The following is a 13,565-nucleotide window of genomic DNA, read 5'->3' as shown; positions in this document are numbered from 1 at the left end:
CCCGGGTCTTCGGCCGGCGCGCGGGCCATTTCGTTCAGGTGCCCGCGTCGGCAGGTGCCATCCGCCTCACTCGGCGGCGACGGGGCCTCCGGGCATCTTCTGCTGCTGCGCCGTCTCCGCCGCCTTCTGGCGGGTTTCATGCTCCAGCGCGGCGCGCACGCCCGCCCCGTATTCCGGGTGCACCTGCGTAAACAGCGCGATCTGCCGGTCCGCGATCTCCTGCGGAATGCCGTACATGCCCGCCGCGAGGTTGGCGTAAAGGCGCGCGCGCTGGCCGGCGTCGAACAGCTCGAACAGCGCCCGCGGCTGGGAGAAGTCGTCATTGCCGATGCGGTGGTTGTAGCGCTCCGCATCGCTGGCGGACATGGTGAAGGCCTGCCGGCCGGGAGCGTGAGTTGACGACGTGAAACACGGCGCCAAAACGCGGCGTCAATCAGGGCGTGACCGGGCAGCGCATGGCCCCGTTGCGCGCCCTGCCTTGCTTTGCCCCGCATTCAAAGCTAAGCCCCGCGCCAGATACGAGGACCTCATGGCTCAGGACGGACTTTCCTACCGCGACGCGGGCGTGGACATCGACGCGGGCAACCGTCTGGTCGATCTCATCAAGCCGCTGGTGAAGGCCACGGCGCGCCCCGGCGCCGACGCGGACATCGGTGGATTCGGCGGGGTGTTCGACCTGAAGGCGGCCGGCTTTGCCGACCCGCTGCTCATCGCCACCACGGACGGGGTGGGCACCAAGCTCAAGATCGCCATCGATACCGGTGTGCACGACACCATCGGCATCGACCTTGTGGCCATGTGCGTGAACGATCTGGTGGTGCAGGGCGCCGAGCCGCTGCTGTTCCTCGACTATTTCGCCACCGGCCGGCTCGCGCCGGAGGTGGGCGCCCATATCGTCGCCGGCATCGCGCGCGCCTGCAAGGCCGCCGGCTGCGCCCTCATCGGCGGCGAGACCGCCGAGATGCCGGGCATGTACAAGGATGGCGACTACGACCTTGCCGGCTTCTCCCTCGGCGCGGTGGAGCGGGGCGACCTCTTGCCCCGCAAGGACGTGGGGCCGGGCGACGTGATCCTGGGCCTCGCCTCCGCCGGGGTGCATTCCAACGGCTATTCGCTGGTGCGTCGCGTGGTCGAGCGCTCCGGCCTCGCCTGGTCCGATCCGGCGCCGTTCGAGGCTGGCCAGACGCTGGGTGCGGCGCTGCTCACCCCCACCCGGCTCTATGTGAAGAGCGTGTTGTCGGTCATCCGTTCCACCGGCGCGGTGAAGGCGCTGGCCCACATCACCGGCGGCGGCATCACCGAGAATTTGCCGCGGGTGCTGCCCAAGGGCACGCTCGCCCGCATCGACCTTACCAACCTCATGGTGCCGCCGGTGTTCCGCTGGCTGGCCACCGTGGGCGCCGTGGCGCCGGAGGAGATGCTGCGCGCCTTCAACTGCGGCATCGGCATGGCCGTGGTGGTGCCGGCGGAGGACGATGAGCGGGTTGCCGATGCGTTCGCCGATGCCGGCGAATGCGTCATCCGCCTCGGCGTCATCGAGCCCGGCGAGGGCGCGCCTCATGTGGCCTACGAGGGCGCGACCGACTTCGGGTTTACGTCGTGAGCGCAGGGTCAAGCGACGCGCCGCGTCGCACCGCCGTCCTCATTTCCGGCCGGGGCTCCAACATGGCCGCGCTGGTGCGCGCGGCCGAGCAGGAGGATTTCCCCGCCGAGATCGCTTTGGTGCTCTCCAACCGTGCCGATGCGGCCGGGCTGGATTTTGCCAAGGACCATGGCGTCCCCACCCTGGTGCTCTCCCACAAGGGCTATTCCGACCGCCTCGCCTTCGACGCGGCGCTGGATGCGCACCTGAAGGCCGAGGGCATCGAGATCGTCTGCCTCGCCGGCTTCATGCGCCTGCTCACCCCGTGGCTGGTGGAGCGCTGGCGCAACCGCATGATCAACGTGCACCCCTCGCTGCTGCCGAGCTTCAAGGGCCTGCACACCCACGAACGGGCGCTTGAGGCGGGGGTGCGGGTGCATGGCTGCACCGTGCATTTCGTGCGCGCGGAGATGGACGAGGGGCCGATCATCCTGCAGGCGGTAGTGCCCATCGAGCCCGACGACACGCCGGACGTGCTCGCCGACCGGGTGCTGGAGCAGGAACACATCATCTACCCCAAGGGCCTGGAACTGCTCGCCGCCGGCCGGCTGAGCGTGGCCGACGAGCGGGTGGCGATCGCGGGCGCCAAGGGCGGGCTGAAGCCGCTGGTGGTGCCGGCGGTGTAACGGGGCGGGGCCCCCTCGCCCCCCTTGCTCGCACACCCGCCTTCGTCGCCCTCCGGTTTGACCGGAGGGTCCATGCCGCCATGGGCTGCGTCGCGTCCGGTCGCAGATGGGTGCTCCGGTCAGGCCGGAGCACGACGGGGTTGGGGCGGGGGTGAACGGGGGTCAGGCCAGGGCGTCCCGGTCCGCCCGCCGTCCTCAGATTTTCTCCACCCGCACCCGGTTGTCGTGGAACGCCGCCCCGCCCACCGGGGCCACCGGATCCGCGCCCGTCAGGGTGTTGATGCCGCGGCCCTCGCGATGGGCGCGCGCCGGCTGGATCTGCTCCGACACCACCACGCCCCGCAGCACGCCGTCGAACAGGCGCGCCTTCAGCACCACCCGCCCGCGCGGGTTCTCCACCGCCACGTGGTCGCCCTCCGTCACCTTCAGCGCCGCCGCGTCCTCCGGATGGATCAGGAGCGAGGGCTCGCCCTCCCGCGCCACGGAGGTGGGCGTCTCGGAGAAGGAGGAGTTGAGGAAGTTGCGCGCCGGCGCGGTCACGAGGCGGAACGGGTGCTCGGCGGTCGCCTCCTCGATCACCGCCCAATGGTCGGGCAGGGCTGGCATGTCCGCCACCGGGCCGAACTTGGCCGGGGCCGGAAAGCCGAGGTTGGCCCAGTCCACGGCGAAGTGGAAGCGCTTGTCGCGGTGGCCGAAGCCGGTGAGGAAATGCGCGTCCTCGAAGCTCTGCGCCACCTCGATGAAGCGTGCCGTCTCCAGCTCGGCGATGGGCGCGCGGCCGCTCTCGCGCAGGGTCCAGTCGATGAGCTCGCGCGGGCTCAAGGCGAAGCCGGGGTGCTCCGCCCCCACGTGCCGGGCCAAAGCGGCGATCACCTCATGGTTGGAGCGGCATTCGCCCGGCGGCTCCACCAGCTTCGGCCCGAGCTGGATGTGGGGGTGCCCGCCGGCCTGGTAGAGGTCGTCATGCTCGGTGAACATGGTGGCGGGCAGCACGATGTCCGCCATCTGCGCCGTATCGGTCATGAACTGCTCGTGCACGGCCACGAACAGGTCCTCGCGCAGGAAGCCCGCCCGCACCTTGTCCTGTTCCGGGGCGATGGCCACCGGGTTGGTGTTCTGGATGAACAAGGCCTTCACCGGGCCGCCGCCGGCCAGCGCGTCCTCTTCCCCCATCAGGATGGGGCCGATGCGGGACTGGTCGAGCTGGCGGGCGCGGGGATCGAGCTGGTCCAGCCCCTCGATCATCTTCTTGCGCCAGCCATAGGTGCCCGACAGGGAATGCAACGCCCCGCCGCCCTCGTGCTGCCATGAGCCCGCCACCACCGGGATGGAGGCCACCGCATGCATGTTCACCGCCCCGTTGCGGGAGCGGGAGAAGCCGTAGCCGATGCGGAAGAAGGCGCGGGGCGTGGTGCCGACGAGGCGCGCATAGGCCTCGATCTCGTCCACCGCCAGTCCGCAGATGGCGGCGGCCCACTCCGGCGTGCGGGTCTTCAGGTGCTCTTCCAGCGCGGGGGTGTCGCGCGCGTAGCGGTCGAGATAGGCGCGGTCGGCATGGCCGTCGCGGAACAGGACGTGCATGACCGCGCAGGCCAGCGCCCCGTCGGTGCCGGGGCGGATGAGGAGGGGAATGTCCGCCTGCTCCAGGGTGGGCGTGCGATAGACATCCACCACCGCCACCTTGGCCCCGCGCTCCTTGCGGGCGCGCATGGCGTGGGTCATCACGTTCACCTGGGTTGCGACCGCATTGGTGCCCCACAGGGTGATGAGGTCGGAGGCCGCCATCTCGCGCGGGTCGGCGCCGGAGATGCGCCCGGCCCCCGCCATGTAGCCGCTCCAGGCCGGGTTCACGCAGATGGTGGCGAAGAAGCGCGAATAGCCCTTGGCGTGGGTCAGCCGGTTGATGCCGTCGCGCATCACCAGGCCCATGGTGCCGGCATAATAATAGGGCCAGACCGATTGGGCGCCGTGCGCGCGCTCCGCCTCCAGCAGGCCTTCGGCGATGCGGTCGAGGGCCTCGTCCCACGAGATGCGGGTGAACTGGCCCGAGCCTTTCGGGCCGGTGCGCATCAGGGGATGGGTGAGGCGGTCCGCGTGGTTGGCCCGCTCCGCATAACGGGCCACCTTCGCGCAGATGATCCCGGCGGTGTAGGTCTGGGCCTTGGCTCCGCGCACGCGGCCGATGCGGCCGTCCGGCATCACCTCCACCTCCAGGGAGCAGGTGGAGGGGCAGTCATGGGGGCAGACGGAGGCGCGGGTCGCGACGGGACGGTCGGTGGCGCGCGACGTGTTCGGGGCATGCACGTTCATGGCCGCAGAATAAAGGGGGCGACGTTTGCCGTCGCCCCCCATTTCAAGCCGGCCTGGCCTGGCCTGGCTTGGCGTCGGCGTCAGGCGCCGTGCCCGGCTTCCGCCGTGGCCCGTGCCCGCGCCCGGTTGCGCAGGATGTAACCGGTCGCCACCACCACGATGGCGCCGATGACGCTTGCCACATAATGGGGCAGCGCTGCCGGATGCATGCCGTGGTCATCCACCTTCACCAGCGAGGGGTCGACCTGCTGGAGGGCGTTGAGGGCCGTCACGTCACCCACCAGCATCTCGCCGGCGATCCAGCCGAGCAGCGCCGCGCCAGCCCAGATGAGGATGGGGAAGCGGGTGAGCAGCCGCAGCAGCAGCTGCGAGCCGAAGACGATGAGCGGAATGGTCAGCAACAGGCCGAACACGAACAATTCCCAGTGCCCGCGCGCGGCGGCGGCGATGGCCACCACATTGTCGAGGCTCATGACCGCGTCGGCGATGGCGATGGTGCGCACCGCCTTCCACAGGCTGTCGGACGCCGCCACCTCGTGGCTGTCGCCGTCATTATCGGTGACCAGCTTGATGGCGATCCAGAACAGCAGCAGGCCGCCCACCACCTTCAGGAACGGAATGCCAAGCAGCACGGTGACGGCGAGGGCGAACAGGATGCGCAGCGCCACGGCCGCGCCTGCACCCAGAAGGATGCCCCACTTGCGCTGCGCGGGCGGCAGCGACCGGCAGGCCAGCGCAATGACGACCGCGTTGTCGCCGGAGAGCAGCAGATCGATCCAGATGATCTGCAGAAGCGAGACCCAGAAGGTGGGTGCTGTGAAATCCATCGTTCACTCCATGCTGCGCAGTAGACCACCACGCACCACGCAACTGGCGTGCGTGTCTTATTCCCAGGCGGAAGTCGAGGCGAATTGTTCAGTGACGTTACGTCATTGGGGGGTCAAGAAAAAGGGGCCGCGCAGGACCCCGGTTTCTCGGTCCCCGGTCTCGCCCCGGTCTCGCCTCCGGTCCGGGCCGCCGCTTCGGATTGCGTTGATCCGTAGGATCTGCGGCGGTGCGCGCCACAGCACTGGTGAAGCCAGCTTCATGTTCCCACCCCGGGCGTTTGGTTCCCCCGCGTTCTGCGGGTGGTATTCTGCGTCTTGTGCGCCGTATTATGGATTTTGACGCTACGCTAACCTGCCCTTGGGTCTGGTCTCAAGGAAAACCGGATGCCGCGGCGCATCATTCGTTGGCGCGCTGCGGCATCCGAACCTGTTCCCGCTTCAGGCGGGGTCCCGAAGATGCTGACGCATCGCCGGGCTGTCCGCTCAACCGACGATTTCGTTGCCGGCGAAGAACTGGGCGATTTCCACCGCGGCGTTCTCGACGCTGTCGGAGCCGTGGGCCGAATTGGCCTCGATGGACTCGGCGAACAGCTTGCGGATGGTGCCCTCGGCCGCATTGGCCGGGTTGGTGGCGCCCATCACTTCGCGATAGGCGGCGACGGCGTTCTCGGCTTCGAGCACCTGCACCACCACCGGACCGGAGGTCATGAAGGACACGAGGTCGCCGAAGAAGGGCCGCGCGCTGTGCACGGCATAGAAGGTCTCGGCCTGTGCCTTGGTCATCAGGATGCGCTTCTGGGCGACGATCCGCAGGCCGGCCGTTTCGATGACGGCATTCACGGCGCCGGTGAGGTTCCGACGCGTGGCGTCGGGCTTGATGATCGAGAAGGTGCGCTCGATCGCCATGGGGGACCGTCCTGTCTGTTGCTGGTGGGATGCCGCGGGGTCCGCGGATGGCGCGGCTCTTAGCAGCCGGAGGGTGAAGGGGCAAGGGAAGGGCTGGGATGACGGTATATCGGTGCCTAAATCGCTTCCAGCACCCCGTCGATGGCCCGTTCCACCGCTTCCGCCGCATCGAACGCCACCGGCACGCCGAGCACGCGGGGCCAGAACAGGGGCTCCTTGATGGCGCCGAGAAACTGCGCCGCCATAAGCTGCGGATCGCGCCCCGCCCGCAGCCGGCCCTCGGCGATGAGGGCGGCGAGATAGGCGGCGAGCCCCTTCACCGCAGGCTCCTTGCCCGCGGCGAAATAGGCCTGCGACAGCTCGGGAAAGCGCGGTGCCTCGGCGATGACAAGGCGCAGGAGGGGGATCACGTCGGGCCGCGCCCAGTGTTCCGTCAGCCGGCCCACATAGGCGCGCAGCACGGCGCGCGGATCGCCATTGGCTTCGGTGGGAATGATCGGCGCCCGGGTGAAGTGGGACCACGCCTCGTCGATCACCGCGCCGAACAGATCGGCCTTGCCGGGAAAGTGCTGGTAGAGCGTGCGCTTGGACACCGGTGCGGCAGCGGCGACCGCGTCCATGGAGGTGCCCTCATAGCCCTTTTCCAGGAACAGGCTTCGGGCCGCCGCACGGATGCGGGCTGTGGTGCCGCTGGTGTCCCGGCGCGTGTCGCGGCGCGGCTTGGTCGCGGCAGCCTGCGGCGGGGGAACAGCGGGGGCAGGGGGCGTCGGCGGTCGTGAAGTCATGGGCGGGACAGGCTGGCGGGTCATTGACAAAAGTAAACGGTACGGTATAGTTTACTCATATGGCCGACCCATGTCGCGCCGTTTGCAATCCCTCTCATGATCATGAGGTCCCCCATGGACCACCGCCCCCTCGGTCGCTCGGGTCTTTCCGTGTCCGCCATCGGCCTCGGCTGCATGGGCATGTCCGAATTCTACGGACCCAGCGACGACGAACAATCGCTGGCAACCCTAGCAGCCGCCCTCGATCTGGGCATAAATTTCTTCGATACCGCCGACATGTACGGCGTCGGTCACAATGAGCGGCTGCTCGGGCGCTTCCTCAAGGGCCGGCGCGACAGGGTGATCCTCGCCACCAAGTTCGGCAACGTGCGCGGGCCGAACGGCGAGCGCCTCGGCATCAGCGGTACGCCCGACTATGTGCGCACCGCCTGCGACGCCAGCCTCGGGCGGCTCGGCATCGACACCATCGATCTTTATTACCAGCACCGCGTGGACCCCAACACGCCCATCGAGGAGACGGTGGGGGCCATGAAGGGCCTCGTGGAGGCGGGCAAGGTGCGCTTCCTCGGGCTCTCGGAATGCTCGGTGGAGACGCTGCGGCGCGCCCATACGGTGCATCCCATCAGCGCAGTGCAGATCGAATATTCGCTCTGGAGCCGCGATCCGGAGACGGAAATGCTGGATGCCTGCCGCGACATGGGCATCGCCTTCGTCGCCTACAGCCCGCTGGGGCGCTCCTTCCTGACCGGCGCGATGACCAGCCTCGACAGCCTTGCGCCGGACGATTTCCGCCGCGCCAATCCCCGCTTCGCCGGCGCGGCGCTGGCGCAGAATCTCAAGCTCACCGGAGCGCTGAAGGATGTCGCGGCAGGCAAGGGCGCCACCAGCGCCCAGATCGCTTTGGCCTGGATCCTCGGCAAGCAGGAGCATGTGGTTCCCATCCCCGGCACCCGGCGCCTCACATATCTGCAGGAGAACGCGGCGGCGACCGCCATCCGCCTGACCGCGGACGAGATCGCCAGCCTCGACGCCCTGTTCGCCCCCGAGGCGGTGGCCGGCACGCGCTATCCCGAGGCAGGCATGGCGCAGCTCGGGCTGTGATGGGCAAGGGCGGCGCCGGCCTTGGTGGCGCCGCCCCTCTGCCTCTCGATCCACAGCGGAACCGACCTGCCGCGGGGGCGGTTCACATCCTTAATTTCACATGCTAACAATGATGCATGTGAATTACACATTTCATCAAATGTGAAATGTGGATGGGAGAAGCTTCATGATCACCCGCCGCGCCGTTCTTGCTCTCGCGCTCGCCAGCGCCGCCGTGGCGCCCCTCGGCACCCTGCCGGCCTTTGCCCAGCAGGGTCCGGCACAGCAGGGTCCGGCCCAGCAGGGGCCGAACACGCTGCTGAACGTCTCCTATGACATCTCCCGCGAGCTGTTCACCGCGGTGAACGCCGAGTTCGTCCCGTACTGGAAGGGCAAGACCGGCCAGGAGCTGACTGTGAACCAGAGCCATGCCGGCTCTTCGCGCCAGGCTCGGGCCATCCTTGAGGGGCTGGAGGCGGACGTGGTCACCTTCAATCAGGTGATCGACGTGGACACGCTGGCCAAGGCCGGCTTCGTGGCCAAGGACTGGCAGGCGAAATTCCCCAACGCCGCCTCGCCCTATTATTCCTTCCCCGCCTTCCTGGTGCGCGCCGGCAACCCCAAGGGCATCAAGGACTGGTCGGACCTGGTGCGCGACGACGTGAAGGTCATCTTCCCCAACCCGAAGACCTCGGGCAATGCCCGCTATACCTATCTGGCCGCCTATGCCTTCGCGCTGGAGCAGTTCAAGGGCGACACCGCCAAGGCCGACGCCTTCGTGAAGAAGCTGCTGGCCAACGTGCCGGTGTTCGACACCGGCGGCCGCGCCGCCACCACCACCTTCGTGGAGCGCGACACCGGCGACGTGCTGGTGACCTTCGAGGCCGAGACGCGGACCATCGAGGGCCTCTATCCCGACCGCAAGCTGGAGACGGTGGTGCCCTCCGTGAGCCTGCTCGCCGAGTTCCCGGTGGCGGTGGTGGACAAGGTGGTGGACAAGCGCGGCTCGCGGGCCACGGCCACGGCCTATCTTGAATTCCTGTATTCCCCCGCCGGGCAGACCATTGCCGCCAAGGCCTTCCACCGGGTGGTGGATCCCAAGGTGGTGGAGGCGTTCAAGGGCCAGTTCCCGCCGGTGCGCCTGGTGAAGGTGGAGGATGTGTTCGGCAGCTGGCAGAAGCTCCAGGCCGAGCACTTCGCCTCCGGCGCCAAGCTGGATTCGCTCTTCACCGCCAAATGAGCGGAGCAGAGTGAGCGGAGCAGAGTGAGCGGAGCTGGGCGGTGTCCCTGTCGCGGGGTGCGGCGGGCCACCCGGTGATCTTTCCGCATGAGGGGCGCGCGCCTTAAGACGATAGAGCACCGTCGCCGTCCGGCTTGACCGGACGGCCCATGGCCCGACCGGGACAACACGACGGGGGGGAGTGCACAGTGGCGCGACAGACCCTCCGGTCAAGCCGGACGGTGACGATTGGGGGGGCGCCGGCCGCACCCCTCTCCCGCTTGCCAGGGAGGAGTGGGTGAGAACCCTTCTGTGTCGCTTTCCCGCCCTTGTCTGCTTTGGCCGGCGCGCACACCCACCCGACGGTAGGGTTGGTTCATGCCAATATATTGGCAGTACACGGATTTTTAAGGCGTCCACGACTCCGGCACGTATTTTGAATGGCTCCAGACCAGCCCCACTGAGTCGTGAGCCGTCATGTCTGAAGCTGCCGAAAGCGAAGTCCTCGATATCCCGCAGGTCTACACGTACCACGTGTTCTGCTGCTTCACGCAGCGGCCGCCGCAGCATCCGCGGGGCTCGTGCGGGGCCAATGGCGCGGCGCCCCTGTGGGAGCGGCTGGGCAAGAAGCTTGAGGCCTCCGGCCGGCGCGATATCGCCATGACCTCCTCGGGCTGCCTCAGCTTCTGCCAGGCGGGTCCCATCATGGTCGTCTATCCGCAGGGCATCTGGTACACGCCGAAATCCCCGGAGGACATCGACGAGATCGTCACCTCCCACCTCCTCGGCGACAAGCCGGTGGAACGGCTCATCATCGTCCCGCGCATCTGAGCCGCGCGCATCTGGGCAAGGGGTGAGAGCACCGCCTAGAGCGTTTTCGAGCGAAGTGGATACCGGTTCGCGTAAAGAAAACGCGTAAACTCAATGACCTAGAGCATTTCCCCGATTCAGTGAAATGGGGAAATGCTCTAGCGGTGCCCTCACCCGTGCTCGGCGAGGCGGAAGGTGAGCCGCACGCAGGTGCCGGTCGCCCGTGCATCCAGGGTGGGCTCGCAGCCGAGCTTGGTGGACATGGCCCGCACGATGCGGGTGCCGAGCCCGGTGGACGGGCCGGCGCCGCTCTCCGCGGCCTTCGGCGCCGCCTTGCCCGCCCCCATTTGGGCCCCCATTCCGGCCCCGTCATCCTCCACCGCGAAGTCGATGCGCTCGCCCTGCCGCTTCAGCGCCACCCGCACCGCGCCTTGGCCACCGGGATAGGCGTATTTCATGGCGTTGATCACCAGTTCCGTGGCGATGATGCCCACCGCCACGGCGCGATCCGGATCGATATGGATGGGGTCCGCATCGAGGGTGATGGTGATGCCGCCATGGTCCCGGTGGGCGGAGACCTGCAGGTCGTCCAGCAGCGAGCCGATATATTGGTCGAGGGCGACGGTGGCGATCTGGTCGGAGGTATAGAGCCGGCGATGCACCTGGGCCACGGCCGAGACGCGGTTGCGGGCGGCGTTCAGCGCCTCCTTCACCCGCCCGTCCTCGGTGGCGCTGGCCTGCACGTTCAGCAGCGACACGATGATCTGAAGTGAGTTGCCCACCCGGTGGTTCATCTCGCGCAGCAGCAGGGCGCGTTCGGCGGCCAGCGCCTCGAAGCGGTCGCGGGCGGCGCGGATCTCGGCCTCCGCCGCCTCATGGGCGCGGCGCATGCGCACCTGCTCCACCGCCGCCACGAAGGCGGCGCGCAAGAGTTCGATGAAATCGGCCTGCACCTCCTTCACCACATAGTCGGCGGCCCCGGCCTTCAGCGCCGCCACCGCGAGGCGGCCGTCCTGGGCGCCGGTGACATAGACCACCGGCGGGGGACGATCGAGGGCGCGGATGGCGCGTAGGGTGGTGATGCCGTCCTGGCCCGGCATGTAGTGGTCAAGCGCCACCACGTCGAAGCGCTCCGCCGCCACCAGCGCCAGCCCCTCCTCTCCGGAGCCGGCCAGCACCACCTCGAACCCGAGCCGCGCGAGCTGGCGCTGCACGAGGCGCCCCAGCGCCGGGTCGTCGTCCACATAGAGGACGCGCAGCGGGGCCGGCGGCGCGGATGTCCCGTCCTGGAGTGGGGCGGAGGGGTCGGGGACGGAGCCGTCCATCAGTCGGTCTCCGGAACCTGGATGACGGAGAAGAACAGCCCGAGCTGGCGGATGGCGTTGGCGAAATTCTCGTAATTGACCGGCTTGGTCACATAGACGTTGGCACCGAGATCATAGCAGCGCTGGATTTCCACCTTGTCGTCGGTGGTGGTGAGCACCACCACGGGCGAGCGCTTGAGGTGCTCGTTCTGCTTGATGCGGGCGAGGATCTCCACGCCGGTCATGTCCGGCAGGTTGAGGTCGAGGAGCACCAGCAGGGCCCGGCCCATATGATCGCGCCCGCTGCCGTCCGCGCCGAACAGGAAGTTGACCGCACTGGTGCCGTCGGTGAAGGGCAGGATGTCGTTGCGCACCCCGGCGCGGCGGATGTTCTTTTCGATGAGGCGCGCGTGGCCCTCGTCGTCCTCGATCATCACGATGGTGACGTGTTCGGTCATGTGTCCTTGGGTCCGTTGTCGGTGGGCAGGCGGCGCGGCAGCGTGACCTTGAAGGTCGAGCCTTCGCCGAGGGTGGAATCCAGTGAAATCAGTCCGCCCATGCGTCGCACCAGCGCCCGCACATGGGCAAGGCCGATGCCTTCGCCCGGCCGGTCCTGCCGGCCGGAGCGGCGGAACAGCTCGAACACCCGGCCGCGATCCCTGGAATCGATGCCGCGGCCGTTGTCCTTGACGATGAAGGTGACGAAGCCGGGCGTGTCCACCGCGCTCACCTCGATCAGGCCGGGCACCCCCTCGCGCTGGTATTTCAGGGCGTTGTCGAGGAGGTTGGTGAAGACCTGCTCCAGCGCCAGGCGGTCGGAATGGATCACGGGCAGCCGCGCCGCCCGTATTTGCGCCCCCGCCTCGTGGGTCTGGTGGGCCATGGAGCCGGCGATGCCGGCGATCAGTTCCCCCACGTCCACGTCCACGGGCATGAACTCCTTTCGCCCCTCCCGCGACAGGGCGAGGATGGCATTGATCAGGCGGTCCATGCGGGTGATGGAGGTCTTGATGAAGCCCAGCGCCTCCTCGAAATCGGCGGCCATCTCGGCGTCCGCGTCCGGTGCGTCGCCCGCGGTCTCGCGCAGTCGGGCAAGCCGCTGGAACAGCTCGGTGCGCATGGTCTCGATCTCGCTGGTGAAGCCCATGATGTTCACCAAAGGCGAGCGCAAGTCGTGGCTGACGATGTAGGCGAAGCTCTGAATCTCGTCGTTGGCTTCCTTGAGATCGGCGGTGCGCGCGGCCACCCGCTGCTCCAGGCCGGCATTGACGGTCTCCAGCTCCTTCTGCGCGGCCTCAAGGGCGGCGATGTTGCGCCGGTTGAGAGCGAGCGCGAGGCCGCCGAGGGCCAGCACCACGGCAAAGCCGCCGGCGCTCACCGCGGTGAGCCAGGCGGCGCTGTGCCGCGACGCCGCGGCCCGGCTGTCGAGCAATTGCGTCTCCGCCGCCTTCATGTCGACGAGCATGGTGCCGAGGCGGGTCATGGCGCCCTCGGTGCGGTCGGACTTCAGGTCCGCTTGGGCGCCGTCCACATCGCCGCTGCGGCGCAGGGCGATGGCGCGCTCGAAGGCCTCGAACCGGATTTGCAGGAGTGGCCGTGCCTCCGCGACGCGGGCCTGCTGGACCGGGTTGTCCTGCGTCAGCTTGCCGATCTCGTCGAGGGTCGGCAGGGCGCGGGCCCTGGACTCCTCGTAAAACCGCAGGAAGCCGTCGCCGCCGGTGATGAGAAACCCCCGTTCGGCGCTTTCTGCCCGCCGAATCATGATCTGCAACTGTGAAATCGCGTTCATCACGCGCAACGTGTGGGTCACGTTGTCGGCGTCGTCCTGCGCGCGGTACACCAGCGTGATGGAGAGGGCGCTGATGGAAGCGAGCACCGCAAAGCCGAGGACCAGCAGCAGCGTCGGGCCGGGAAGGCTCAGCCGGCCGGCCGATGCAGGGGGTGCGGGTGCAGGGGCTGCGGGAGCAGGGGCTGCGGGTGCGGCTGGCATCACCAGCGCCATGGTGAATCCCCTCCTGAACGTTCGGGGCCGCCCTGTGCTTCCTCGCGGTGCGGC

Annotated in this window: 13 protein-coding genes; 5 read left to right on the top strand and 8 right to left on the bottom strand. The window is 68.4% G+C overall.

Features of this window, described 5'->3' with window-relative positions:
* Positions 1–66: 66 nt before the first annotated feature.
* Positions 67–366: a catalase-related domain-containing protein gene (locus V5F48_RS01585; protein ID WP_394039402.1), complete on the bottom strand. Its 300-nt coding sequence runs from the start codon at positions 364–366 to the stop codon at positions 67–69.
* A gap of 163 nt (positions 367–529) precedes the next feature.
* Between V5F48_RS01585 and purM the strand changes: the two genes are divergently transcribed.
* Together purM and purN are read left to right on the top strand one after the other, a co-directional pair.
* Positions 530–1,603 (top strand): phosphoribosylformylglycinamidine cyclo-ligase, encoded by a 1,074-nt coding sequence (gene purM, locus V5F48_RS01580; RefSeq protein WP_394039400.1) that lies wholly within the window; start codon positions 530–532, stop codon positions 1,601–1,603.
* On the top strand, positions 1,600–2,268 hold the full coding sequence (gene purN / locus V5F48_RS01575; protein WP_394039398.1) for a phosphoribosylglycinamide formyltransferase: 669 nt from the start codon (positions 1,600–1,602) through the stop codon (positions 2,266–2,268). The genes purM and purN overlap by 4 nt, the downstream gene beginning before the upstream one ends.
* A gap of 195 nt (positions 2,269–2,463) precedes the next feature.
* Here purN and V5F48_RS01570 read toward each other — a convergent pair whose 3' ends face one another.
* The 4 genes from V5F48_RS01570 to V5F48_RS01555 all read right to left on the bottom strand — a co-directional run bounded on the left by V5F48_RS01570 (position 2,464) and on the right by V5F48_RS01555 (position 7,096).
* Positions 2,464–4,578 (bottom strand): molybdopterin-containing oxidoreductase family protein, encoded by a 2,115-nt coding sequence (locus tag V5F48_RS01570; RefSeq protein ID WP_394039396.1) that lies wholly within the window; start codon positions 4,576–4,578, stop codon positions 2,464–2,466.
* Positions 4,579–4,658: 80 nt separating this feature from the next.
* Positions 4,659–5,405: a TerC family protein gene (locus V5F48_RS01565; protein WP_394039394.1), complete on the bottom strand. Its 747-nt coding sequence runs from the start codon at positions 5,403–5,405 to the stop codon at positions 4,659–4,661.
* A 483-nt stretch (positions 5,406–5,888) separates the two neighbouring features.
* Complete coding sequence (ndk, locus tag V5F48_RS01560) at positions 5,889–6,311, bottom strand: nucleoside-diphosphate kinase (protein ID WP_282642245.1); 423 nt, start codon at positions 6,309–6,311, stop codon at positions 5,889–5,891.
* Between the two features lie 116 nt (positions 6,312–6,427).
* Positions 6,428–7,096, bottom strand: coding sequence for a TetR/AcrR family transcriptional regulator (locus V5F48_RS01555; protein WP_394039392.1), 669 nt, complete (start codon positions 7,094–7,096; stop codon positions 6,428–6,430).
* Positions 7,097–7,210: 114 nt separating this feature from the next.
* On the opposite strand from V5F48_RS01555, the gene V5F48_RS01550 reads away from it, so the two are divergent.
* From V5F48_RS01550 to V5F48_RS01540, 3 genes are all read left to right on the top strand, one after another.
* Positions 7,211–8,197 carry an aldo/keto reductase gene (locus tag V5F48_RS01550; protein WP_394039391.1) on the top strand — a complete coding sequence of 329 codons (987 nt, stop codon included), beginning with the start codon at positions 7,211–7,213 and terminating at the stop codon, positions 8,195–8,197.
* 166 nt (positions 8,198–8,363) lie between these two features.
* Positions 8,364–9,416, top strand: a complete 1,053-nt coding sequence (locus V5F48_RS01545) for a sulfate ABC transporter substrate-binding protein (protein ID WP_394039389.1) — start codon at positions 8,364–8,366, stop codon at positions 9,414–9,416.
* Between the two features lie 456 nt (positions 9,417–9,872).
* Positions 9,873–10,226, top strand: coding sequence for a (2Fe-2S) ferredoxin domain-containing protein (locus V5F48_RS01540; protein WP_394039387.1), 354 nt, complete (start codon positions 9,873–9,875; stop codon positions 10,224–10,226).
* 149 nt (positions 10,227–10,375) lie between these two features.
* Here V5F48_RS01540 and V5F48_RS01535 read toward each other — a convergent pair whose 3' ends face one another.
* The 3 genes from V5F48_RS01535 to V5F48_RS01525 are packed head-to-tail and all read right to left on the bottom strand — an operon-like array spanning position 10,376 to position 13,511.
* Positions 10,376–11,530 (bottom strand): response regulator, encoded by a 1,155-nt coding sequence (locus V5F48_RS01535; protein ID WP_394039385.1) that lies wholly within the window; start codon positions 11,528–11,530, stop codon positions 10,376–10,378.
* Positions 11,530–11,967, bottom strand: coding sequence for a response regulator (locus V5F48_RS01530; protein WP_394039383.1), 438 nt, complete (start codon positions 11,965–11,967; stop codon positions 11,530–11,532). The genes V5F48_RS01535 and V5F48_RS01530 overlap by 1 nt, the downstream gene beginning before the upstream one ends.
* Positions 11,964–13,511 carry a sensor histidine kinase gene (locus V5F48_RS01525; RefSeq protein WP_394039381.1) on the bottom strand — a complete coding sequence of 516 codons (1,548 nt, stop codon included), beginning with the start codon at positions 13,509–13,511 and terminating at the stop codon, positions 11,964–11,966. The genes V5F48_RS01530 and V5F48_RS01525 overlap by 4 nt, the downstream gene beginning before the upstream one ends.
* Positions 13,512–13,565 lie beyond the last annotated feature (54 nt).

The sequence above is a fragment of the Xanthobacter autotrophicus ATCC 700552 genome, from assembly GCF_043194565.1.
Classification (GTDB): Bacteria; Pseudomonadota; Alphaproteobacteria; order Rhizobiales; family Xanthobacteraceae; genus Xanthobacter; species Xanthobacter autotrophicus_F.
The sequence above is the reverse complement of the archived record's forward strand: the minus strand, read 5'-3'. Positions and strand labels throughout refer to the sequence as shown.